The following is a 21,906-nucleotide window of genomic DNA, read 5'->3' as shown; positions in this document are numbered from 1 at the left end:
TTTTGCCTTTTGACTTTTGTAATGTATGTACTGATTATAATAGAAAACTTTAGTCTACAGATTCACAAAACACCTGCATAACTATCCAGAAAGCGACTACAATTGATCAATTGTTACTAAACCGCCCTCAGTAAACTGAATTACAAGTTCATGCTCATCAAGTAAAGCTCTACCTAATAAAGGTCGCTGTCCTGCAGCCAGTAGATACACTTCTTGTTCTTCTCGATTCCAAATAATGGAAGCTTTATGTACTGGCAATAAGACATTACTATTGTCAGCTAAATTTACATACATGTCATAAACAAAAGGAAAACCCAACACAGTGACTGCGGCTGGGGGTAGAGACAGAAATTCTGTAAAACCTGTGTCAATAACAAATTCAATGGTAAAATTTGGTTGATTAGGCAGTCTAAAAATTACGTTAACGGTTGGGCGTCCATTCTTGACAATACCAGAAATCACAGATAATCACGCTCCATTTCACCACCGAAAGAAGCTGCAACTTTGTAACCAATGCGAATGCCAAAAAGTCGAGCATAGGGATTATTACGTCGTAAAAAATGTGCTGATTCTATGCCTAGTTTATCAACTGCATATTCACCATTTTCTACATTAATAATTACCATTTTACCAATATTTTCTTCTGTTTCTACTTGTTGCCGAATGCTATTTTCGTATAGTTCTTTAGCACGTCGTGCAACTTCTTCACGGCTTAAAAGTATGGCTTGCACTTTCTGGCTCCTTTTTCAATCTGTACACTAATTTTAATACTAAGTTATGTAGTAATGTGGTTGACTATAAATTTGGGTAAGTTAGACGGAAAAATGAAATCTAACTTTACCTATAATTTTTTTAAGTTTCGTTTAATTTATCTTCTAAACAAGTATCAAAGAAACTCCGAGAAATAAATTATCCCATATTGCGGGGCGGGCCAGAAAGCCTGCCCAGTGTATAAGGCTACCCCACAAGAGAATTAGATATTTTTTTATTTGTCAGACCCCAAAGCCTCTTTAATGAAGTTCATAGCCTCATTAACGCAGTTCCAAGGCTCATTAATCGAGTTCAAAGACTCATTAACGCAGTTCCAAGGCTCATTAATCGAGTTCAAAGACTCATTAACGCAGTCCCAAGCTTCATTAATTGAGTTCAGAGCTTCATTAACGCAGTTCTAAGCCTCATTAACCCAGTTCCAAGCTTCATTAATGAGCATCAAAGACTTGTGAATGAGTTACGTTAGCACAAAATGGGCGATCGCTCACTATAAATCCCCTCAACTCTCGACTACTATCTCCCTTCTATATTCCTAGGCGATCGCCTATTCTTCAAGCTTCAAATTGTGCCTTTGAATTATTTCTCGGTTTTCTGGCTTATTTAGCCATTCTTCTACAGCCTCAGCAAGTGCATCGCTAAGGTTAGTGTCTTTCATGATATTACCTCACTCTTACGCCTAAATCTGGGTTCCAACGCAGTGGTTTATCAGCTTTTTGCAAGGGTGATTCGGGAATCTGACCGACTGACACACCATATTGCCAATTCGGCGGACAAATAGCAATAAAACGAGCATAACCACCCAAACCGCCTTGAAATTTCGGATAGCCTATCGCCACCAATGCGCCTGTTTGTGGCACTTTATCCAAATTTGCCACACCTTCTGCTTGGGTATAGCCATTCCTCAATAGCCAAGCTTCACCTTCCAGAGTAGGCGTACTATCTGTGTCTAGCGGTTCATGACCGTGGAATAAAATTTTACGTTGCAAATGTAGAAACTTCAGCGCCGCCAAACTCACTCCAGGAAATTTAGTTCTCTTAGCTAGTTCAGGATTTGGCCATTCCTTAGACCAATCAGAGCGCACAAATACCACCGAACCTTCAGGGATTCTACCATGTTGCCTTTCCCAATCTTGAATATCTAGCACCGTAAGATGATAGTTAGGGTCTTTCGCCACCTTGTCCTGAATGGGAATTACCACCAAAGGACGCACAGCAAAAGTTGCAGGTAATTCATCAATCGCCGGATAATCAGGACTCCAATGAGCTGGCGGATCTAATTGTGTGCCTAATTGATCTGTGGAAAGGTCGTAATGAGTTGCTTCAAAACCATCTTTTGCATAAGTGTATGGTTGCAATGTTTTAGGATTGATTGTTGGCTCAAACTTTGACGTGGCAAATCCTCCCCATACAGGGATTTTCGGAGTAATTGTATGGGTGAGGTCAACGTATTTAGCTGTTTTCAAAGATTGCTGATAAACCTGCCACAAGGGAAGTGTCGAGCGTGCTTGTGCGGCGTTGAGAGGTAGACAAATAATCAGGATGAACAGAGGAATTAAAAACAGAACTATGAGTTTTTTCATTTGGCTAGTATTATAAGACTCATATTTGATTCTAGTATTATGAGACTTATATTTATTTGATTATTGAAATAGACGTAGCGGCTATCTCATCTCTCTAAATTCCCCTGACGTTCACATTTAAATCCTTGCAGCTCCCAAGCTGACATATCCACATCCGCCAGTCTGATTACTTGTGAGCATTGTGGCTGTATAATTGGGCTAAAAACTGCCCACAACAAGCTACGGGTTACATCTAAGCCTGTTTTTAGCCAAGATTCACGGTTTCCTGGTACACCTCGCTCTGGGACTACCTCCACATCTACCCAAATACGATTAGCGCCAAAAAGTATCTGTGCTATCCATTTCGCCCTGGGGAGGTGTGATTGGGAAGTGATTAACGTGACTTTAGTCACTCCCCAACGCCGCAGAATCGTAATACCATAATAAAAATTTCCCCAAGTAGAGTCGGCGCACTTTTCTAACCACACGTTTGATAAGTCTGCGGCTTCTCGTTGAAAAATCAGCCACACACAAGGGTCTGGAGAACCCTGAGAAATCAAAATTGGGATTTGGGGGTATCTTTTTGCAGCCTCGGCTACGTAGATTTCCCGCTGAATGCTACCGCCTAGCACAAACAAGCCATTGACAGGTTGAGACGATACAGAAATTAAAGTAATAGTGGTAAAAATTAACCAAATACCCAAAGCAAAGCACAATCCACAAACAAATTTTTGTAATCGTTGCCACAGCTTTGTGATTTTTATCCTCTGAGAAATTGATGATTTTAAAAGTCGTTGACGTTTCATGCTATGGATAACAAAGTGTAACTAATGAATGAGTAAAACACCTGCAAGTACGAGACTAAAGTGCTATCTTATAAAAAGCATTGGGGGTGTAAACTTGACATCGAGGAAAGTGTCACATATTCCAGATAGACGTTCCGGAAAAATCTAGGAAAGTGGGAAATCATTGTAAAGAAGTACAGCAAAATTTTTAGCATCATTAACTAAAGTAAAAATGATGAAAAGACTGTTGCTGAAATTGAGTAGAAAAACTTAAAAATTTCTGGAAAACCTGATTGCTAAACTGTCAAAAACACAATTATTTCAGCTGATATACATGAACCAATCTGCGAAACGTTACTCACCGCTCCAAGTGGCTTTGATTGGTGGAGCGATCGCCACGACAGCCACATTATCTGTATTTGGCCCTGCCTGGACTCGCGGCGTTCGTGCTGCCCTCGCCCTACAAGATAGCCCAAAAGCGGTAGTTGACCAAGTATGGCAAGTGGTAAATCGTGAATATGTTGATGGCAAATTTAATCAACAAGATTGGCAAGCAACTAGGCAAAGCCTGCTAAGTAGAGACTATTCCTCCCGTGAAGAAGCTTACGTCGCTATCCGCGAGGCTTTACAAAAGTTGGGAGATCCTTACACCCGCTTTATGGACCCCAAGCAGTATGAAGCTCTCACCAGTCAAACATCTGGGGAAGTTTCCGGAATTGGGATTCGCATGGAATTCAACGAAAAAACCAAGCGCCTGACTGTTGTGGAAGCCATAGAAAATTCCCCAGCACTGAGGGCGGGAATCAAAGCAGGCGATGAAATTTTAGCTATTGATGGCAAATCCACCCAGCAAATGAAGGTGGATGACGCATCCAAGCTGATTCGCGGTAAAGCCGGTACCCCCATTACCTTGAAGTTGGGAAGATTGGGTCAAAATGCTTTTGATTTAAAGCTTACCAGAGCCACTATCGAAGTCCCTACAGTCCGTTACACAGTTAAACAAGAAGGTAATCGCCGCATTGGCTATATCCGCTTGCGGGAGTTTAGTTCTCACGCCGCTGACCAAATGCGCCGAGCTATCCGAGATTTGAATGGTAAGCAAGTTAACGGCTATGTGTTAGATTTGCGGGGAAATCCCGGTGGTTTGTTGCAGGCGAGCATTGAAATTGCTCGGATGTGGCTGGATAATGGCGGTATTGTCCGTACAGTAGACCGCAAGGGAGGCGCTGAAGATACGAAAGCCAACCGCACAGCCTTGACTAATCTACCTCTAGCAGTATTGGTGGACGGTAATTCAGCCAGTGCAAGTGAAATCCTGACAGGAGCACTCAAGGATAACAGACGGGCGGTGGTTGTTGGTAGTCAAACCTTTGGTAAAGCTTTAGTGCAATCGGTTCATGAACTCACTGATGGCTCTGGTTTGGCGGTGACTATTGCCCATTACTACACTCCCAAGGGCACTGATATCAACCACAAAGGTATTACCCCAGATATCAAGCTGGAGTTGACAGAAGCACAAGAGCGTCAATTGGCGACTAATCCTGATTTGGTAGGGACGCAGAACGATCCGCAGTATGCGCGAGCGATCGCAGTTCTATCTACCAGCACCTTCGCCACACCTCCAGTCAATCAACCCTCTAGTTCCATGAGTAGTCGCGCTAAAGACTTGCAATTTTAGCGCTACTTTTGTGGAGTCTATGTAATTGCATGATACCTAGGTGTCTGCTGGAGAGAATTTTCAAATTTTGGATTCAGATTTTGGATTGGGAACACTAACTATTAATTCTCCATCCAAAATCCCCATTTTATGAATCATCAGTTAGCTGATACAACCCCCAATCACAGCTTTTGGCCGATGGTATCGGTGGTTGTTCCTATCTATAACGGCGAAGCAGATTTACCAGATTTAATCTCTTGTTTATTGTCCCAAACTTACCCTCAAAACCGGGTAGAATATCTATTGGTGGATAATAATAGTAGCGATCGCACCGCCACAATCTTACAACAAGCTGCTCAACTTTATCCGCACAAAATTTATCACCTCAGCGAAAATAAAATTCAAAGTTCCTACGCCGCCCGGAATACAGGTATCCGCGCCGCCGTAGGTGAAGTGACGGTTTTTACTGACGCTGATTGTCGTCCCCAGCCACAATGGCTAGAATCATTAGTCCAGCCTTTAATCAACCCAGAAGTGGTAATTGTCGTAGGTGAAATTACAGGACTGCCGGGTAAAAGTTTTTTAGAAAAACACGCCCAGAAGCAAGAAACGCTATCACAAAAGCATACTTTATCTCATCCCTTTTGTGCCTACGGTCAAACCGCAAACTTGGCAATCCGTCGCAGCGCTTGGGAAAAAGTGGGTTTATTTCGCCCTTATCTGACTACTGGTGGTGATGCAGACATCTGTTGGCGAATTCTAGATGCTAAAATCGGTCGGTGGGAATTTGCCCCAAACGCCATCATAAAACACCGCCATCGTGGGACATTTCAGGATCTAGAAAGTCAATGGCGACGCTATGGGCGCTCAAATCTCTATTTACATGAATTATATGGCGTGGATTTAATGCCAAAGCTCACACCCCAGGAATATTATTATCGCTTGGCACGTTGGTTAGTCAAAGAAGTACCCCAAAAAAGTCTTCAGGCGATCGCTGGTCAAGCCACCCTTGTAGATTTATTAAATACTCCCATCGCTTTATTTACCGCCAGAGCGCGTTATCTAGGGCAAAGCGACGCCAAGTTACCCGAATCTGCAAAAATGATTGAATGGTTATAGGGAATGAGATACCCCATACATAGCTAGCCCCTAACCTCAACGAAATGTACCATCATCAAACGAGAAACGCAATAACAAATGACAAACAATGTTTAATCCCTACCAACTTTCGCTAAATTGGAAGTAAGTAGACTCAAGGAACTTTTCCATGTCAGCACAACTGTTACTGGTAGATGATGAACCGGGATTACGAGAAGCCGTCAAAGACTATTTACAAGAAAGCGGTTTCAGCGTTCAAGTCGCCAGTAACGCCCGTGAGGGTTGGGATTTGATGCAACAAAATACACCGGATCTCGTAATTTCTGATATTATGATGCCTCAGGTAGACGGCTATCAATTCCTCAAGCAACTTCGAGAAGATCCCCGGTTTCAAGCTCTACCAGTCGTATTTTTAACAGCAAAGGGGATGACAGGCGATCGCATCCAAGGTTATCAAGCTGGTGTGGACGCCTATTTACCAAAGCCCTTTGACCCAGATGAATTAATTGCGATCGTGGAAAACTTGCTTACTCGGCGCACGGCCAAACCTCAAACCACAGGCGAAGAGGGTGAAACTCCTGATATTGCTGAACTCGCCCATCAGATTGCTCAAATTAAAGCTTTGCTCACACAAAAAAATGCGATTTCTCAATCACCAGTCCCTTTTAAAATTGACCTGACTCCCAGAGAACAAAGTGTTTTGAACTTGGTAGCAGAAGGGTTGATGAATAAAGAAATCGCTCGTCGCTTAGAAACTAGCGTCCGCAATGTGGAAAAATACGTTAGCCGTTTGTTTAGTAAAACTGGTACCAATAGCCGTACAGAGTTGGTGCGTTTTGCTTTAGAACACGGACTAGCAAAATAAATAGACTTTGTTTGTGGTGTGCTGTCGGGTAGAAAGTGAGGAAAAAATATCTCTCTTGATTTCGCATTCCCTATTTTCTACCCATGTAATAATTTTTGCTTAGTAATAAATAACTTTGACGATTAAAGTCAAACCCTGGTTAGAGATATTTCCCTGAAACACAAATCTTTGAAAACCGTAACCAGCCCTGGTAGTAAGGCATAACTGTATCTAGTAGGCACCCAAGTATAACCGTAGTGCAAAGGGTGAGGGCTACTGTAGACGCTTTTTGAGGCTGTTGGGAGATTAACTTAAGCTCCTAGCCTGAAGTTGAGGTTACACAAGCCGACTCAATTTTAGAGCAAATAGGCAAATGGATAAACTAAAAATAAATTCACCATATGATGCCGTGTTCACAATTTGCTACTACTTAATTTATACAAATAATTATTGATTATTTTCAGCAAAATTACGCAATCGCATCAATTGGCGTCGCATTTGTGGTGAGGCTTTGAACTCAGAAACTTCCTGGGCTTTCACCGACGCCTGTAGCGTTTCGAGAAAGTCATCAGAACCTTCAGCAAGAGCATCTAATAATACCTGTAATAGTTGCTCGCGATCGCTCAATAGACTCTTTTCTTCAACCAACCGGAATTTGAGATGTAATTCACATTCATAAACACCTACTTCGATATTATTTATTTGGCGTGGTAAGGCTTTGGAGTTCATACGATTCGAGGATTCCTTTACTTAGTGGTCACGAGTTTGAGAGTTATATCTCCAGCAAAAATTCTTTATATTGTTTTTGAATCCAAAGTGTTTGAATTAAGAGTTTTTCTTTATTCATCACATTTGTATTCCATTTCACTATCCTGGGAGTTTTTTCTAGTTAAACTTTCACTGTCTAGACTGTGAGGTACTTTAGGTAAGCCATAACTATTATTCAGTTTTTAAGATTCCATACAATAAAGTTTCTGTAAGAAGTTGTTCGAGCTTTTTAAAGGTTTTTACATCAGCTTTATCTTGGCGTCAATAAAAGTTCGAGTTTTTACTGAAAATTTAGTAATTTTACGTAAGTGAGAATTCGGGAATTATTGCTCTTAATGAAAGCTAGCCGTAGTTATAGCATAATTACGCAAATTTACTAGATGTACGTTTTTTGCATCGGAAAAATCAGGACGTGTTCATCAGCAAAGTTATTAAAGGCTGAATTTTTGCACTCAACAAAAATATAATTTTTTTCAAAGTCAGGCGAGGATGGGTTTGTGGGTAAAAAAGCTGAACCTAGCTTCTCTGGATGAGCAGGGGCTAGGGAAATGATCTTGTTTTTCCTTTTGCCAGAAATACCATGAACAAGACCAGCGTCAAGCTTGTGCCACGCAAACGCAACGTCAGATCTAAGCTCCGGCATTTTAGCCTTTATTTTCAAGCTAAGGTCTAATGTAATCGTTGATCGCGCTGATGACAACTGGATCTGTTACCCTAATTTTTCCTCGATTTGTAACATCAACACATATTGACATTCATAAATAAATGTGCGTACTTACTTAACGCCACACTCGGCTTCCCTCAATCATTGTCACAGAGAAAAATTTCTTTCACGGGAAATGCTCACAGGCTCTCATGGCAGCAAGCAGCATTTATACTTAAATTACTATCACAAGCATAATTAGCGATCATTTGCGGCCTCTCAGCCCAAGCATAGCGTTTACAATAATTTCAGCGCAATCAACCCAAACCTTACAGCCTTCTTTTATGGACAACCCGACGCTGCTCAAGTCTACAACCCGACATATTCGCATTTTTGCCGCAGAAATTGACCGAGATGGCGAACTAGCTCCTAGTAACCAAGTCTTAACACTGGATATTGATCCAGACAATGAATTCAACTGGAGTGAAGATGCACTGCAAAAAATCTATCGCAAGTTTGATGAATTGGTAGAAGCATCTAGCGGCTTGGAGCTAACAGATTATAACTTACGTCGTGTAGGGTCAGACTTGGAACATTATTTGCGATCGCTCCTGCAAAAAGGCGAGATTAGCTATAATCTTTCCAGCCGCGTCACTAACTACAGCATGGGACTTCCTCAAGTGGCGGTTGGCGAAACTAAGTAGAGCCAAGAAGTAAAGCTGCATGTCAAACTTTCGCACTCAACTTGTTTTGTCGGGTGAGTGCGATTTGAAAAATTAGTAACGATCAAGAAATTGTGGTCATTTGACGCACCTGATACCAATTCAATGAATGAGGCAAATTTTTTGCACAGACGATGCAAAAGCAACGTCTCTACAACTATCTGTCGCGTTGTGTTTTGAATTGGTATTACTTACGTATCAGTTGCGTAAGTGTTGACTGAGCTTTAAATACATATAAACTTAATTTAATACGTATCTACAGTAATTTGATTGAGATACAGTATTAAATATATTTGGGAGTATCACATGGTCATTAGAAGAAAGTCAAGCACTTGGATTGAGGGAATTTACTCTTAACTTTGTGTTAATGATATTTTTTACGGTTTGTTGATATGCAAACTGTACTTTGTGTGATAAAGTACGCTTTACTAAGTAAAAATGGAAATATTGTAAACGAATTTTTACCATGCCCCACTACCAACCTTTGACTCATCAACTCAGTTATTAAATAAATTGGCAACTTTAATAGTTATTTGCTGCATCCGAGTACTGTCAATATTGATATGGACATGTCTGCTGGAGATGATTTAATCCGGCAATTTAGGACTGGGGATAAGATGACAAATTTACTGCCGCAAATGCCAGAAATATGGCAGCAAACTCTTAACTGGCAACCAACTCAGGTACAGCAGGTGCAGTTTCAAAGGCTTTATGAATTAATTTTAGAGGGAAACCGTCTACTAAATTTGACCCGCATCACTGAGCCACAAGAGTTTTGGGAAAAACATCTGTGGGATTCGCTGCGGGGAATTGCGCTACAGGGAAAATTTATCTCTTCTCTAGAACCGGGTGCGTCTGTGATTGATATTGGTACAGGGGCGGGTTTTCCGGGAATTCCTGTGGCGATCGCTCTGCCCAATTGTACAATGAGGCTGATGGATGCTACGCGCAAAAAAATTGCGTTTATTGACCAAATTGTGACTAAACTCGCTTTGAGCAACAGTCAAACTCTTGTTGGCAGAGCTGAAGAAGTCGGTCAACAACGCCCCCATCGCCAAAGCTATGATATCGCTCTCATCCGTGCAGTGGGCACTGCTTCAGCTTGTGCTGAATATGCTCTACCTTTGCTCAAATCAAATGGTTTAGCAATCATTTATCGTGGTAACTGGACACAAGAAGAAACCACCACTCTGCAAAGTGCTGCTCGTCAGTTGGGTGGTGTGATTGAATCGATTGATGAATTTACAACGCCTTTGAGTCAAAGCATTCGTCACTGCTTATATCTGCGTAAAGTAGTGAATACACCTGCTGATTTTCCCCGCGCTGTTGGTGTACCTGCTCACAACCCTCTTTAATTGGACAGAAAAACCCCCTAGTGATCCGGGGATACAGGGGGTGTCAACTCTAGGAGATCGTTTATCTCTGTAGTTATCAGTCAATCAAGACAAGATTATGCAATTTGGCAAAAATTAATACCAATTCTCCCCAAGACCGCGACGGCTAGCAGATGATGGAGATATTGCATAGCAAGGTTTATCGCCAAATATGTGCTGCGGTTATTAGTTCCATGACTAGCAAATTTATACACTAAATTGTTGAGCGAATCACTTCACTAATGGTCTTCCCGACTACGGGATTATCCCAGTAGCTACCGTGTGCTTCGCCACCCCAAAGTAGAGGAACTAATTGTTGAGAGAAGGGACGGTTCAAGATGTTCCCGCTATCCGTTATGACATCTTGAGTTTCCAAAAAGCGATCGCTACCATCTAAAATCATGGGCAGCACTCCTTCTAAAGGATAAGCAATGGGATCGCCTGGATGAGCAAAGTTACGCCAAAGAAGCGGTTTTTTCCGCAAGTTATATAAGTTTTCTAACATGGTAATCAATTGCGGTGTCAGGTCATGGGTGCTGGCTCCATTGACATTACCACTGATGTTGAGGAGACTGAAAAGCGCCAGCGGTGAACCCATGGTGTGAATACTGGCTAGGGGAATTCCATTTGCGGGACTGGGATGTAAACCAAATAGCACCGTACGCAATTCATTGACTGTTTTTCGCACTTCTACATCCAAGAGAGGATCTTCCCAACGACGAGCAAAGAGAATATCAAATAAAATCACAGTACCCCAACTGTGAGTAATAATATGTAGGCGATCGCTTGTATTGCTACCTCTGAGTACGCTGACTGCATCACTCTTTAATCTTTCCACTACCTGCGTCCCCACATGACGACTCAGATAAAGAGCTGCGTCTCCCACAAACTCAAGAATCTGTCCTGTGCGGAAATCTCTAAACCAATAATCCTTCCATTTTGATGAAGTTTCAAAACCTTTTTTCAGTTCCTTTTGGGCGTCCCAATTCAAGTCACCCCAAAAAGAGTAAATTGGTTTGACCACTCTGGACTTATCATTAATAGAATTCTGAATACGATTGAATAAAGTACTAGCTAATTTCTGAAAGTCTCCTCGGTTAGGAGTTTTCACTCCGTGAACAAATAGTACGTAATCGGTCGGCATTGCAGTCTTTCTCCAAATGACGCTATATTAACAATTCAATTTGTGAAACGATGATTTCAAGTTGTAGCTCAAAAATACTTTAGTTCCAAATTATCTCTTGCCATAGCCGAAAGCGTCCAACATCTTGGTGGAGAAGTTGTAAATTTTTATATTTTTTAGTGAAAAGAATCCTGACTTAAAACCGCAGATAATACATTGATTGGGCGATCGCCATCTTAGCTAAGTAGCTGTACCTATAAATTGTAGTTACAATACTCCCAGAGTGGCTGTAATTCGGTGATGGAGATCGAGAACAGCGTTTCGTCACACTTGGTTTGTTACAAGGACGAGTTGTTGCTGTTGTCTACACAGATCGTGATCAGTTGATCAGGATTATTTCTGTAAGAAAGGCGACTAAATATGAGCAACGAACCTATTTTGACCAACTCTCAGACTGATTGGCAACGGCTAGATGCTATGAGTGATGAAGACATTGATTTATCAGATTGTCCGGAAATTACACCAGAACTGTTTGCCAAAGCAACTGTCAGACGGGGCTTACCTGCTGCAAAAAACAAAGTACAGGTGACGTTACGCATTGATACTGATGTATTGGAGTGGTTCAAATCACAAGGACGGGGTTATCAAACTCAGATCAATACTTTGTTACGAGCATATATGGAGGCTCATCGATAGTGAGTTTTGAGCATCTTGAGATTTCAAAACCGCAGATAATACATTAATTGGGCGATCGCATCTCCAGATAATGACAACCGCTGCTGGAAATCAACCAAGTTACGATAAGGGCCAAATGATACACGATTCTGCACTACCGCTTGGGCGAGGGACGGATCAATAAATGGTATCTGTGCCAGTCTTGCCACGGAAGCGGTGTTAGGATTAACTATCTGGGTAGGATTAATTAAAGATTCTTCATCATAAAAAATAAAACTTAGCAGCGGCTGTAATGGTTCTAGCCGCTGCAAAGGTATCGCCAAAGCTGCAGCAATATCTTCAAGACAGTAAAATTTAACACCAGAGCTGGAGAGTTCCACAAGCGATCGCGCTTGGTGAATTGATAAACCAGGTAAACGCAACCAATCATCTACAGTTGCTTGGTTAGCGTCAATCTTGATACCCAGTTTTACCGCCATTTGAATTTCTTCTCCAGACTGTAGCCGATAGTATGGGTCATTCAGCAGCCGAGTCCGGAGTTTTTGCAACTTGAGGTTGAGAGGTAGCCAGTTGTTCATCAGTTTCCGTTAAATCAAGAAATTTGGTCTAGCAGCTGGCGGCGTTTTTGCTCAAATTCATACTCAGAAATTAATCCATCTTGGCGGAGTGCATCTAACTCACGCATGGCGTCAGCCATGGCGCTGACTTGATGACCCACCTGGGGTGAATGCTTGACGGGCGACTTACCCAAATTAAAATTGCGATCAAAAGCTTCCTCATCTAAAGCTAAATACCAAACCCCCTCAATGGCGCTAGCTACCTTAGGAATAGGAGTCCAAGAAAGGAGCACATACAACAACCCCCATAACGGCTGTCCCAGATAAAATTTATGTAATCCGGAAATGGTCAGCGTGCCAGAAAAAGCTAAAATAGCGGCGACGCTGCGGCTTTTTCGCTTAGTTAACATATTCCCAAATTTACCACTACCAAAGTTCTGACAATTAAAGAGCGATCGTAGCAAAGCATTGGCATAAATGAGAGCGTTGATGCTATCCTGCTGACAAATCAACATCTAAACCCATTTTATTGATTTCGGCCACCAGCCATCATTTTTTCCCAAACGCGATTCATTGCGTCTCTAAAACATCAAGAAATATTTCTCTTGTCCATTCTCCATCCCCCATGAGCATCGCCTCGGAGTCAAGTGTTGAAATTTGGGCAAAAAACCGTACTGCAACCGAAGCTCATTCCCCACATTAACACCCTAAACTAGAATAAAAATACAAGCAAAATTATAAGCTACTGAGTGTTAGCCCTCAGTTGAATTTTAAGAAAAATGGGATTCTTTGACTCTGAGATAGTTCAGCAAGAAGCGAAACAGCTGTTTGACGATTATCAAGCATTAATCAAGCTTGGTAACAGCTACGGTAAATTTGACCGCGAAGGTAAAAAGCTGTTTATCGAACAAATGGAAGCCATGATGGATCGCTATCGCATCTTCATGAAGCGCTTTGAGCTTTCCGAGGATTTCATGGCACAAATGACGATGGAGCAAATGAAAACTCAGCTAAATCAGTTTGGCATTACGCCGCAACAAATGTTTGACCAAATGAATCTTACCCTACAAAGAATGAAAACTGAGTTAGAAAAACAAGCCTAGGAGCAGGGGCTGTGAGTTCAGGAATAGGGGTCTGAAAATAACAGATGCAAAAATTTTATGTGTAACCGACTTTGGATCTGATTTTCTCGCCCTCAACCCCTAACCCCGCTAATTCGCCTTAGGTCGAGTAAACTGCGAAGGTGACTTGAAGTTTTCCGCCGGTACATCCTTAAGAGCTTTTTGCATAAAATCGCGCCAAATAGGAGCCACCATCACCCCTCCTGTTGCACCGCGGGCTAATTGTCTATTGTCGTCTCTACCGACCCAAACGGCGGTGGTCAACTGTGGCACTGTCCCCACAAACCAGATATCTTTTTCTGAAGATGTCGTTCCTGTCTTCCCTGCAGCGGGACGACCAATAGCCGCATTTTTACCAGTACCATCAGTAATTACCGAACGCATCACGTCAATAACTGCTGCTGATGCCCAAGGATCTAAAACTAGCTGGGGTTTTGGTGTGTTGTCTAATAAAACATTACCGCTACTGTCAGTAATCCGGGCAATGACTGTAGGTGGGGATTGCCAGCCGTAATTGGCGAAGGTAGCATAAGCACTAGCCATTTCTAAAGGCGTGACACCAATCGCGCCCAGAGGTAAAGACGATACAGGCTCCATCGGACTCATAATCCCTAAGGTGCGACAGGTTTCAATCACCTTATTCATCCCGACAGCCTTACCAACTTTGATGACGGGGATATTACGAGATTGGGCGAGGGCAGTGCGAATTGACATAGCCCCGCTGAAACCACCATCATAGTTCCTGGGATAATACCAACCGTCACCATCTCGATAGCTAACTGGAGCATCTACTACTGTAGTATCTGGAGCAAACTTACCAGTAGCAAAACCTGTATAGTAAACAAACGGCTTAAAAGAAGATCCGGGCTGGCGTTGGGCTTGGGTCGCGCGGTTGAATTCACTGGTTTTAGCATCTACACCACCCACCAAAGCTTTGACAAAATGTGTGCGAGGATCAATTGCGACTAAAGCCATTTGATTCTTGGATAAGCCGCTACCTTGTAGTTTCTCATGCCATTCGCTCACAGTTTGCTCTGCCATTCTTTGAAAATCGGCATCAACTGTAGTTTGTACCCGCATTCCGCCTTTGAGCAATGCTTCTCGCCCAAATTTTTTCGCCAACTCTTGGGCTACTGTATTAGTGACATAAGGTAAAGCACTACCTTGAAATGACCTGATTTTACCTAGCTTGATTTCTTGCTTAAGGGCGTCATCATATTCTTGCTGAGAAATCCAGTTCAAATCCATCATTCGTCCTAGCACTTCTTTTTGTTTCTGTTTTGCTAGCTTCATGCTGACGAACGGGCTGAATTCTTCCGGTGCTTGGATTAAACCAGCCATCATGGCTGACTCACCTAAGGTTAAGTATTCCGCTGATTTATTAAAGTAAGTGCGTGCGGCTGTTTGTACACCGTAGTTGTTATGACCCCAATAAACTTGATTGAGGTACATTTCTAAAATTTGGTTTTTGCTGAGAATTTGTTCTAGACGAATTGCTAAAACCCCTTCAGCTATTTTCCGTGTAAAGGCGCGTTTTTGGGAGAGAAACAGGTTTTTTACCAACTGCATGGTGATGGTGGAACCACCTTCCTTGACTCCACCTGCGATGAAGTTGACAACTACCGCTCGCCCAACCCCAGTCGGGTTAATACCATGGTGATTGTAAAAGTGACCATCTTCACTAGCCAACACCGCCCGTTTCAGATTGGGAGAAATTTTATCTAGGGGAATAACTTCCCGGTTGGCTTCTCCGTGAATACTCGTTAATAGTTTGCCTTTAATGTCATAAATATAAGTCGTTTCTGAGGGAAAGAAGTTACGTAATTGTCTGACATCCGGTAAATTACGGAAACTAATAGCTAAACCTACCAATCCTCCCGCTACAATTGAACTTGCCAGCATCGTGATTGATAGGAGCGTTCCGCCAGCTACCTGACCTACTCCTTTCAAAAACTCAAAACCTGATGAAGCCTTAGTTTGTGGCTGCTTTTCGTCAAAAGTCTTGGACGACACGGCTCTTCACTTCCTCACTGGTAAATATAAATGTAATTCATTCGGTGAAACAAGGCGGTTGATTTTTTGCAATTATAGTAGTCTGGCAGATAAAAAATCAGGCAGATTGCCAGTGGATAAAACCAACCCAACTTCTAAAGTCCAGAGTTTAATCAATAGCGAATTTCCTAGTATGGTGCAAGATTTTGCTTGGTTGCGTCGTGGGACTGTCGAAATTTTCCCCCAACCGACCGATGCTGATAACGAAACTGAAAGTCTAGAAAAGCGTTTGGCGAATACTCACCGACCTTTGCGGGTCAAGTTAGGTATCGACCCTACAGGTGCTGATATTCATTTAGGTCATAGCATACCGGTACGAAAACTGCGAGCTTTTCAAGATGCTGGTCATACGGCGGTGTTGATTATCGGTGATTTTACGGCTCGCATTGGTGATCCGACTGGTAAATCGGAGGTGCGACGCCAACTGACGCAAGCAAATGTGGCGCAAAACGCTCAGACTTATCTTGACCAAGTGCGTCCTATTTTGGATTTTGACACACCTGGAAGATTAGAGGTGCGCCATAACTCCGAATGGCTTTCAGGGCTAAATTTAGGGAAAATTTTAGAATTACTCTCCACAATGACGGTAGGGCAAATGTTAGCCAAAGAAGGATTCGCAGAACGCTATAAGCAAGAGAATCCAATTTTCCTCCATGAGTTCCTTTATCCGTTGATGCAGGGTTATGATTCGGTTGCAGTTGCAGCTGATGTGGAATTGGGGGGGACTGACCAGAAATTTAACATTGCTGTGGGGCGAGATTTACAACGCCATTTTGGTCAACAGCCGCAATTTGGTCTGTTGCTGCCGATTTTGATTGGCACTGATGGTGTACAAAAAATGTCCAAGTCTCTAGGTAATTATGTTGGCTTGTCGGCACATCCATCGGATAAATATCAAAAGTTGCAAGGGACTGCAGATCAATTGCTGGCGCAGTATTTTGAATTGCTGACAGATTTACCTTTAGATAAATTGCCAGAAAATCCCCGCGATCGCCAGATGCTTTTAGCCTGGGAAGTTGTCAGACAGTATCACGGCGAATTAGCTGCGAATGAAGCCAAGGAAGCGGCTAAAAGCGGTGGTCAGGAAGGTGCTGTTCCAGAGTTTTCCTTGGCTGGGGTGTCACAGTTTCCGGTGAAGTTAGCCTATCTTCTCAATGTTAGCGGCTTGTGTAAAAGTAGCGGCGAAGGTAAGCGGAAAATCCAAGAAGGTGGGGTGCGTCTGGATGGCGATCGCATTTCGGACGTGGATACTACTTTCCACGAGCCTAGTGAATTACACGGGCGCGTGCTACAAGTGGGTAAAAATAAGTTTGTCCGCTTGGTGGTTTAATGGGCATGGGGAATGAGGAATGAAAGTGGAACAAAGAATTATTGTGGCTTTGGATGTGCCTTCTTTAGAAGGTGCGATCGCTCTTGTAAATCAACTCCCACAAGTGAGTTTTTGGAAGGTTGGTTTGGAGTTGTTCACTAGCACTGGCCCTCAAATTCTCCATGTGCTCAAATCTCAGAATAAACGTATTTTCCTGGATTTAAAGTTCCACGATATTCCTAATACCGTTGCTGGCGCTTGTCGGGTGGCGGCTGGTTATGGGGTAGATTTATTGACAATTCACGCGACATCTGGTATTGAGGCTTTAAAAGCAGCAAAGGAGGCCGCACAAACAGGAGCGGCGCAAGCTGGTGTGAAACCACCACAATTAATCGCGATTTCTCTGTTAACCAGCATTTCTAGCCGACAGTTAGCGTTTGATTTGAAAATACCCCTAGAATTGCCAGAATACACCTTGGAAATGGCACTTTTAGCCAAAGAAGCGGGTTTAGATGGGGCGGTATGTTCACCTCAAGAAGCAACTCAGTTGCGGGAAACTTGCGGGGATGATTTTGTGTTAGTTTGTCCGGGGGTACGTCCAACTTGGGCACAACAAGCAGACCAAAAGCGATCGCTCACCCCAGCCCAAGCAATCAAAGCTGGTGCAGATTATCTAGTAATTGGGCGACCGATTACCGCAGCGGCCAAACCTGAGTTAGCCTGGAAGCGAATTTTTGAGGAGATCACCACGGCGGTATGAAGGTAAAAGTCACAAACAGAAATTATGGCTCGTGGCTAATAGCTTTCGGTTTCTGGCTGGTGTTCAATAACTCGGCATTTTCTCAAGATTCTTCTTTACCAGAGTCGAGAGGAGCAAATTCTTTTTGTTCTCAACAAAATTTAGAAATCTTAACCACTAAATTATTGTCAGATTTACCTAGTTATGTTAACCGCGCTACGCAACGCGCGCGTCGTCTTAGTCGTAGTAGTGAGTTTTACAGTTATATGCTAGTGGCGGGTAGACCTGAGTTTACACCTCTACCGCTGAACTCTGAGAGTAACAACAGCAATTATTCAACTCAGGGAGTTGAGCAGGTGTTTTTTACTACCTTAGAGCGACAGTATGTAGGTGAAAAAGCGGTAGAGTTGCAACAATTCCACTGGCTATTGTTAACTAAAACTAAAAGTGGCTGGCGACTGGTGATGATGTTTTCGCAAACTGGCTTGGATTCAGCAAAACAACTACAATCACCACCACGGGATACAAGTAAAAGTGCGATCGCCCAAGGAGTTAATACTTGGTTACGGGATTGTCAAGCCCGAAGCGTGGGTGTGTAATTTCAGTTACACGTAAAACATTTGTAGAGACGTAAAATTTTGCGTCTCTACATCACCTGTTTATGGGAAGAATATCTATTGCTGTGCGCTAAGTTGGCGAATTTCATCAAATTTAGCACGTACTGCTTGGATATCTTGCCACATCAACCATTTAGGGCTACCCGCTTCCTTGGAAGGGTTACGCAACAAATAAGATGGATGGAAAATAGGCATACATAAACGCCCTTGCCATTCCAGCCATTGTCCCCGAATTTTGGTAATCCCGCGCTTATCACCAGTTAAACCTTTGACTGCAGTCGCACCTGTTAACAGAATTATTTTCGGGTCTACTAGGCGAATTTGTTCTAATAAATAAGGTAAGCAAGCCGCAATTTCTTCGGTAGTGGGGACACGGTTATCTGGCGGACGGCATTTGTTGATATTGGCGATGTATACATCATTCTCAGTACTGAGATTCACAGAGGCTAAAATCTTTTCTAGCAACTGACCTGATCTACCTACAAATGGTAAACCTGTTTCGTCTTCATTTTGTCCTGGTGCCTCACCCACAACCATAATTGATGCTTGGAGATGACCACGACCGACCACAGCATGAGTTCGATTGTCTCCCAATCCACAACGATGGCATTGATTGCAATGCTGCGCCAACTGAGCCATCTGAGAATAGGTTCCGGGATGGATGGGAATTTTTGCATCTGTGGGAATTAAATCCTGTTGGTTCAGGGTTGAGTCGTCAAAGAGGCTGAGTTGGGTTTCGCTGCTCATAGTAATAGATGTTGGTATCAATGCTATAGCAGGCTACAGGCTTGAAAGTCTCTTGGTGTCAGGATTTTACTCTCAGTTTATGTCTTAACGTGCCTGACTACTGCTATACCTACCTAAATCTTAGATAAAGACGGCACAGGAAACTAGTGCAAAAAGGGAATCTTTGAGCTGCAACTATTGTGTGATTGTTTTTTGTTACCAGAAGATTCATTAAGTGAAGGAGCGATCGCTCTTTTGGATGTGCTGAAATTGGCTAAGAGTGTATGTGATCGCTCATCATAAAAACACTTTGGGATTTTGAACTCCTGGTAATCCCAGCCATTCTTAAAAAAGAAAATCATGGCAAAATGACAGCATCTTGACCCAAATGGAGATGAGACTTATGCAGCGTCACCAAATCCTGGCAACTCTAAAGCAACATCAGACTGTATTAAAACAGTTGGGTGTGCGATCTTTAGCATTATTTGGTTCTGTAGCGCGAGATGAAGCAACACCTGCTAGTGATGTTGATATTTTGGTTGAGTTTGAACCTCCAGTCACTTTCGACCGCTATATGGATGTGAAATTTTATCTAGAGGATCAACTGGGAATAAAAGTAGATCTAGTTACGAAGAAATCACTCAAGCCTCAAATCCTCGCATCAGTAGAACAAGGGGCGATTCATGTCGCGTGATCTTCGGCTTTATTTAGCCGATATTGCAGTGGCGTGTGAAAAAGTGTTGCGTTACACCGATAGTATGGAATTTGAGCAATTCATAGCAGACGATCGCACCTTTGATGCGGTGATTCGCAATCTACAAGTTATTGGAGAAGCTGTCAAAAATGTTCCTGTTGATGTCCGCGAGCGCCATCCTGAAATTGAATGGCGCAAAATAGCTGGCTTAAGGGATATCTTAGCTCATACTTATTTTAAAATTGAGAATGAAATCATTTGGGATGTCGTCCAAAATAAAATACATCCTCTTTTAATAAAGGTAAGCCAGTTATTAAAAAGCCAAGAAGATAGTAACAGACTAAACTAGGTTTTTGCGCTCCTGTGTAGGTCATCAATTAAGCGACATCCTGTTTTCTTTCTTGGACAATTTCTTTTTTAATTTCTTCTTTTCATCACAATGAGCAGCAGAGTGCGTAAATTAAAAGATGAGTAGACGCGATCGCTGATTCAGAAAGCGGTTCCTTTTACTGTTGATATTGCATAGCTTTAGCGTAATCACCCAAAGCGTAGCAAGCAATTCTCAGGCTAGCTAGAGCTTGTTCTTGGCTGCGACGGTCTTTGAGAGTTCTGGCTAAGAGTAAGCGTTGTTCATAATATATAATTGCTGTGTTATAGTCACCCAAAGCTTCACAAGCTACTCCTAAACTGCTGAGGGATTGTTCTTCACCGCGCTTGTCTTGAAGTTCTTGGGTTAATTTTAAACGTTGTTCGTAATATAAAATAGCTTGAGAATAATCGCCTAAAGCATAGCTTGCGTTACCTAAATTTTTGAGCACTAGAGAAGCATTGCGGAAATTTTTTAGGGAACGAGCGATTTTGACACACTGTTCATAATAAGCGATCGCTTGGTGGTAATTGTCCAAAGCGTACCAAGCATTGCCTAAATTCTTCAGCACCTGTTCTTGTCCCCAATTATCTTGGAGCGCCTGCACAATTTCTAAACTTTGCTCTTGATACTCAATTGCTCGCGCAAAGTTTCCCAAAGCTTTATGCACTAATCCCAGGTTGTTCAATGCTGCGACTTGACTACGTTGATCTTGCTGCTGTTGAGTTATCTGTAAACACTCTTGGAGAACTCGAATGGCTTGATCATAATTATTAAGGTGACGGTAAGCATTACCTAAATGAGAAAGTACCTGAATTTGCACTGAAACATCAGCAGTATCTGCAATTAAAGATAAACACTTTTGGCAATAGGAAATAGTATTTTTATAGTTTCCGGAACTGTAGGCTACTAGTGCTAATAAAGAAAGCACTTGTTTCTGTTTTTGTTGTTCGCCGACTATTTCAAATAAAACTAAAGATTGTTCTAATATCTTGATAGCTGCTGTTAATTCCCCTGCTTGTTGCTGTTGAATTCCTCTTTGTAGTAGTTGCGATGCTACTAATAGTTGCTCATTGCTACTTTCCTGGAGGATCAGGGTATCTGCTGATGAACTAGCATCCAATTCGTAGCTAATTGTTTGGCGCTTGGCTACTTTATGGTGTACTGCTGGGGGTTGTAAAGAAACTGTATTTTTTAATTGAGGATTCCATCCGCCTGTAGACATCGACCAATTCCTGTTGAGTTTGGTGATGAATTTAGTGTTCCCAAAACCAGAGGTGTATCTTGCAAAATATCAAGAACTCAAGCTTTTGTAACCTAATTGTCACCACTAGCTAATTCCCTTGGTTCATAATAGCGGCAATCTTGACATGGGCCGTCGGGATTAACTGCACACCGGATGTAGCCGGAACGAGCATTAAATTTGCAACTAATATCACCAATGAGGTAGCCTACTCCTTCTAGATAATAGCGATCGCTCTCTATCTGTCTGCTGCTTTGCCTTACGCGCACTCCTGACAAGTTCATGGCTGCTTGTCTCATGCGCGATCGTGTCCGCAAATGGGTTTTACGGATTACCCACAAAGAAAACAAGGACGGTAAAAAACCAACGGCAATTACCAAAAGAGTCCTTAACACTTTCTTTTTACCTCTTTTCTGCGCTGATTGATCGTCCCTGACATAGCACTGTCATGATTTTGGCGAGT

The 21,906-nt window shown here is 42.4% G+C and carries 26 protein-coding genes; 13 read left to right on the top strand and 13 right to left on the bottom strand.

The features are described 5' to 3' along the window. Nucleotides 1-96: 96 nt before the first annotated feature. From MIC7126_RS0103540 to MIC7126_RS0103520, 4 genes are all read right to left on the bottom strand, one after another. On the bottom strand, nucleotides 97-462 hold the full coding sequence (locus MIC7126_RS0103540; RefSeq protein ID WP_017651742.1) for a clan AA aspartic protease: 366 nt from the start codon (nucleotides 460-462) through the stop codon (nucleotides 97-99). After that, nucleotides 459-731, bottom strand: coding sequence for a hypothetical protein (locus MIC7126_RS0103535; RefSeq protein ID WP_017651741.1), 273 nt, complete (start codon nucleotides 729-731; stop codon nucleotides 459-461). The genes MIC7126_RS0103540 and MIC7126_RS0103535 overlap by 4 nt, the downstream gene beginning before the upstream one ends. 699 nt (nucleotides 732-1,430) lie before the next feature. Beyond that, nucleotides 1,431-2,351 carry a cyclase family protein gene (locus MIC7126_RS0103525; RefSeq protein ID WP_017651739.1) on the bottom strand — a complete coding sequence of 307 codons (921 nt, stop codon included), beginning with the start codon at nucleotides 2,349-2,351 and terminating at the stop codon, nucleotides 1,431-1,433. A gap of 86 nt (nucleotides 2,352-2,437) precedes the next feature. Continuing rightward, nucleotides 2,438-3,136, bottom strand: coding sequence for a YdcF family protein (locus MIC7126_RS0103520; protein WP_026100009.1), 699 nt, complete (start codon nucleotides 3,134-3,136; stop codon nucleotides 2,438-2,440). A gap of 313 nt (nucleotides 3,137-3,449) precedes the next feature. On the opposite strand from MIC7126_RS0103520, the gene ctpB reads away from it, so the two are divergent. From ctpB to MIC7126_RS0103500, 3 genes are all read left to right on the top strand, one after another. Continuing rightward, the gene (ctpB, locus tag MIC7126_RS0103515; RefSeq protein WP_017651737.1) at nucleotides 3,450-4,793 is read left to right on the top strand and encodes a carboxyl-terminal processing protease CtpB; all 1,344 of its coding nucleotides are present in this window, start codon (nucleotides 3,450-3,452) and stop codon (nucleotides 4,791-4,793) included. A 129-nt stretch (nucleotides 4,794-4,922) separates the two neighbouring features. Continuing rightward, nucleotides 4,923-5,891, top strand: coding sequence for a glycosyltransferase family 2 protein (locus MIC7126_RS0103505; protein WP_017651735.1), 969 nt, complete (start codon nucleotides 4,923-4,925; stop codon nucleotides 5,889-5,891). Nucleotides 5,892-6,039: 148 nt separating this feature from the next. Then, a complete protein-coding gene (locus tag MIC7126_RS0103500) occupies nucleotides 6,040-6,735 on the top strand; it encodes a response regulator transcription factor (RefSeq protein WP_017651734.1) in 696 nt (231 codons plus the stop codon). Nucleotides 6,736-7,161: 426 nt separating this feature from the next. On the opposite strand, the gene MIC7126_RS0103495 is transcribed toward MIC7126_RS0103500, so the two are convergent. Together MIC7126_RS0103495 and MIC7126_RS0103490 are read right to left on the bottom strand one after the other, a co-directional pair. Continuing rightward, entirely contained in the window at nucleotides 7,162-7,443 is a 282-nt protein-coding gene (locus MIC7126_RS0103495) for an Npun_R1517 family heterocyst differentiation transcriptional regulator (protein ID WP_017651733.1), read from the bottom strand. A gap of 415 nt (nucleotides 7,444-7,858) precedes the next feature. After that, the gene (locus tag MIC7126_RS0103490; RefSeq protein WP_154655822.1) at nucleotides 7,859-8,182 is read right to left on the bottom strand and encodes a hypothetical protein; all 324 of its coding nucleotides are present in this window, start codon (nucleotides 8,180-8,182) and stop codon (nucleotides 7,859-7,861) included. A gap of 287 nt (nucleotides 8,183-8,469) precedes the next feature. On the opposite strand from MIC7126_RS0103490, the gene ndhM reads away from it, so the two are divergent. Then, entirely contained in the window at nucleotides 8,470-8,829 is a 360-nt protein-coding gene (ndhM, locus tag MIC7126_RS0103485) for an NAD(P)H-quinone oxidoreductase subunit M (RefSeq protein ID WP_017651731.1), read from the top strand. A 635-nt stretch (nucleotides 8,830-9,464) separates the two neighbouring features. Next, entirely contained in the window at nucleotides 9,465-10,202 is a 738-nt protein-coding gene (gene rsmG, locus MIC7126_RS0103480; protein ID WP_026100008.1) for a 16S rRNA (guanine(527)-N(7))-methyltransferase RsmG, read from the top strand. Between the two features lie 232 nt (nucleotides 10,203-10,434). On the opposite strand, the gene MIC7126_RS0103475 is transcribed toward rsmG, so the two are convergent. Beyond that, the gene (locus MIC7126_RS0103475) at nucleotides 10,435-11,364 is read right to left on the bottom strand and encodes a DDHD family phospholipase (RefSeq protein ID WP_017651729.1); all 930 of its coding nucleotides are present in this window, start codon (nucleotides 11,362-11,364) and stop codon (nucleotides 10,435-10,437) included. Nucleotides 11,365-11,678: 314 nt separating this feature from the next. On the opposite strand from MIC7126_RS0103475, the gene MIC7126_RS32380 reads away from it, so the two are divergent. Both MIC7126_RS32380 and MIC7126_RS0103470 read left to right on the top strand, forming a co-directional pair. After that, on the top strand, nucleotides 11,679-11,801 hold the full coding sequence (locus tag MIC7126_RS32380) for a BrnT family toxin (RefSeq protein WP_081602995.1): 123 nt from the start codon (nucleotides 11,679-11,681) through the stop codon (nucleotides 11,799-11,801). Then, complete coding sequence (locus MIC7126_RS0103470; protein ID WP_017651728.1) at nucleotides 11,764-12,039, top strand: BrnA antitoxin family protein; 276 nt, start codon at nucleotides 11,764-11,766, stop codon at nucleotides 12,037-12,039. Before MIC7126_RS32380 ends, MIC7126_RS0103470 begins: the two co-directional genes overlap by 38 nt. Nucleotides 12,040-12,062: 23 nt before the next feature. On the opposite strand, the gene MIC7126_RS0103465 is transcribed toward MIC7126_RS0103470, so the two are convergent. Then, nucleotides 12,063-12,596, bottom strand: a complete 534-nt coding sequence (locus tag MIC7126_RS0103465; protein ID WP_017651727.1) for a ComEA family DNA-binding protein — start codon at nucleotides 12,594-12,596, stop codon at nucleotides 12,063-12,065. A gap of 14 nt (nucleotides 12,597-12,610) precedes the next feature. After that, entirely contained in the window at nucleotides 12,611-12,985 is a 375-nt protein-coding gene (locus MIC7126_RS0103460) for an NINE protein (RefSeq protein ID WP_026100007.1), read from the bottom strand. Between the two features lie 369 nt (nucleotides 12,986-13,354). Here MIC7126_RS0103460 and MIC7126_RS0103455 point away from each other — a divergent pair, with 369 nt between their 5' ends. Further along, entirely contained in the window at nucleotides 13,355-13,678 is a 324-nt protein-coding gene (locus MIC7126_RS0103455; protein WP_017651725.1) for a DUF1825 family protein, read from the top strand. Between the two features lie 108 nt (nucleotides 13,679-13,786). On the opposite strand, the gene MIC7126_RS0103450 is transcribed toward MIC7126_RS0103455, so the two are convergent. Continuing rightward, nucleotides 13,787-15,709, bottom strand: coding sequence for a transglycosylase domain-containing protein (locus MIC7126_RS0103450; RefSeq protein ID WP_017651724.1), 1,923 nt, complete (start codon nucleotides 15,707-15,709; stop codon nucleotides 13,787-13,789). Between the two features lie 172 nt (nucleotides 15,710-15,881). On the opposite strand from MIC7126_RS0103450, the gene tyrS reads away from it, so the two are divergent. From tyrS to MIC7126_RS0103435, 3 genes are read left to right on the top strand one after another with little or no spacing between them, the layout of a single operon-like run. Next, nucleotides 15,882-17,078: a tyrosine--tRNA ligase gene (gene tyrS / locus MIC7126_RS0103445; RefSeq protein WP_026100006.1), complete on the top strand. Its 1,197-nt coding sequence runs from the start codon at nucleotides 15,882-15,884 to the stop codon at nucleotides 17,076-17,078. A gap of 19 nt (nucleotides 17,079-17,097) precedes the next feature. Continuing rightward, complete coding sequence (gene pyrF / locus MIC7126_RS0103440; protein ID WP_017651722.1) at nucleotides 17,098-17,817, top strand: orotidine-5'-phosphate decarboxylase; 720 nt, start codon at nucleotides 17,098-17,100, stop codon at nucleotides 17,815-17,817. Beyond that, nucleotides 17,814-18,395 (top strand): hypothetical protein, encoded by a 582-nt coding sequence (locus tag MIC7126_RS0103435; RefSeq protein WP_017651721.1) that lies wholly within the window; start codon nucleotides 17,814-17,816, stop codon nucleotides 18,393-18,395. The genes pyrF and MIC7126_RS0103435 overlap by 4 nt, the downstream gene beginning before the upstream one ends. Before the next feature lie 75 nt (nucleotides 18,396-18,470). Here MIC7126_RS0103435 and MIC7126_RS0103430 read toward each other — a convergent pair whose 3' ends face one another. After that, entirely contained in the window at nucleotides 18,471-19,160 is a 690-nt protein-coding gene (locus tag MIC7126_RS0103430; protein ID WP_017651720.1) for a uracil-DNA glycosylase, read from the bottom strand. A gap of 382 nt (nucleotides 19,161-19,542) precedes the next feature. On the opposite strand from MIC7126_RS0103430, the gene MIC7126_RS0103425 reads away from it, so the two are divergent. Together MIC7126_RS0103425 and MIC7126_RS0103420 are read left to right on the top strand one after the other, a co-directional pair. Further along, nucleotides 19,543-19,833, top strand: a complete 291-nt coding sequence (locus MIC7126_RS0103425) for a nucleotidyltransferase family protein (protein WP_017651719.1) — start codon at nucleotides 19,543-19,545, stop codon at nucleotides 19,831-19,833. Next, a complete protein-coding gene (locus MIC7126_RS0103420; protein WP_017651718.1) occupies nucleotides 19,823-20,182 on the top strand; it encodes a HepT-like ribonuclease domain-containing protein in 360 nt (119 codons plus the stop codon). The genes MIC7126_RS0103425 and MIC7126_RS0103420 overlap by 11 nt, the downstream gene beginning before the upstream one ends. Nucleotides 20,183-20,339: 157 nt before the next feature. Here the strand turns inward: MIC7126_RS0103420 and MIC7126_RS0103415 are convergent, their stop codons facing one another. Continuing rightward, entirely contained in the window at nucleotides 20,340-21,425 is a 1,086-nt protein-coding gene (locus MIC7126_RS0103415; RefSeq protein WP_017651717.1) for a tetratricopeptide repeat protein, read from the bottom strand. Between the two features lie 92 nt (nucleotides 21,426-21,517). Continuing rightward, nucleotides 21,518-21,838 (bottom strand): DUF6464 family protein, encoded by a 321-nt coding sequence (locus MIC7126_RS0103410; protein WP_026100005.1) that lies wholly within the window; start codon nucleotides 21,836-21,838, stop codon nucleotides 21,518-21,520. Nucleotides 21,839-21,906: the final 68 nt, after the last annotated feature.

Source organism: Fortiea contorta PCC 7126, assembly GCF_000332295.1.
Classification (GTDB): Bacteria; Cyanobacteriota; Cyanobacteriia; order Cyanobacteriales; family Nostocaceae; genus Fortiea; species Fortiea contorta.
Note: the sequence above shows the minus strand (reverse complement) of the source record. Positions and strands in the feature narration are given on the sequence as shown.

Bases quoted from the DNA above. Each gene is read 5' to 3' on its own strand.
- MIC7126_RS0103525 (WP_017651739.1), bottom strand. From the start codon at position 2,351: ATGAAAAAACTCATAGTTCTGTTTTTAATTCCTCTGTTCATCCTGATT.
- MIC7126_RS0103520 (WP_026100009.1), bottom strand. From the start codon at position 3,136: ATGAAACGTCAACGACTTTTAAAATCATCAATTTCTCAGAGGATAAAA.
- ctpB (WP_017651737.1), top strand. From the start codon at position 3,450: ATGAACCAATCTGCGAAACGTTACTCACCGCTCCAAGTGGCTTTGATT.
- MIC7126_RS0103505 (WP_017651735.1), top strand. From the start codon at position 4,923: ATGAATCATCAGTTAGCTGATACAACCCCCAATCACAGCTTTTGGCCG.
- MIC7126_RS0103500 (WP_017651734.1), top strand. From the start codon at position 6,040: ATGTCAGCACAACTGTTACTGGTAGATGATGAACCGGGATTACGAGAA.
- MIC7126_RS0103495 (WP_017651733.1), bottom strand. From the start codon at position 7,443: ATGAACTCCAAAGCCTTACCACGCCAAATAAATAATATCGAAGTAGGT.
- ndhM (WP_017651731.1), top strand. From the start codon at position 8,470: ATGGACAACCCGACGCTGCTCAAGTCTACAACCCGACATATTCGCATT.
- rsmG (WP_026100008.1), top strand. From the start codon at position 9,465: ATGACAAATTTACTGCCGCAAATGCCAGAAATATGGCAGCAAACTCTT.
- MIC7126_RS0103475 (WP_017651729.1), bottom strand. From the start codon at position 11,364: ATGCCGACCGATTACGTACTATTTGTTCACGGAGTGAAAACTCCTAAC.
- MIC7126_RS0103470 (WP_017651728.1), top strand. From the start codon at position 11,764: ATGAGCAACGAACCTATTTTGACCAACTCTCAGACTGATTGGCAACGG.
- MIC7126_RS0103465 (WP_017651727.1), bottom strand. From the start codon at position 12,596: ATGAACAACTGGCTACCTCTCAACCTCAAGTTGCAAAAACTCCGGACT.
- MIC7126_RS0103460 (WP_026100007.1), bottom strand. From the start codon at position 12,985: ATGTTAACTAAGCGAAAAAGCCGCAGCGTCGCCGCTATTTTAGCTTTT.
- MIC7126_RS0103455 (WP_017651725.1), top strand. From the start codon at position 13,355: ATGGGATTCTTTGACTCTGAGATAGTTCAGCAAGAAGCGAAACAGCTG.
- tyrS (WP_026100006.1), top strand. From the start codon at position 15,882: ATGGTGCAAGATTTTGCTTGGTTGCGTCGTGGGACTGTCGAAATTTTC.
- pyrF (WP_017651722.1), top strand. From the start codon at position 17,098: ATGAAAGTGGAACAAAGAATTATTGTGGCTTTGGATGTGCCTTCTTTA.
- MIC7126_RS0103435 (WP_017651721.1), top strand. From the start codon at position 17,814: ATGAAGGTAAAAGTCACAAACAGAAATTATGGCTCGTGGCTAATAGCT.
- MIC7126_RS0103430 (WP_017651720.1), bottom strand. From the start codon at position 19,160: ATGAGCAGCGAAACCCAACTCAGCCTCTTTGACGACTCAACCCTGAAC.
- MIC7126_RS0103425 (WP_017651719.1), top strand. From the start codon at position 19,543: ATGCAGCGTCACCAAATCCTGGCAACTCTAAAGCAACATCAGACTGTA.
- MIC7126_RS0103420 (WP_017651718.1), top strand. From the start codon at position 19,823: ATGTCGCGTGATCTTCGGCTTTATTTAGCCGATATTGCAGTGGCGTGT.
- MIC7126_RS0103415 (WP_017651717.1), bottom strand. From the start codon at position 21,425: ATGTCTACAGGCGGATGGAATCCTCAATTAAAAAATACAGTTTCTTTA.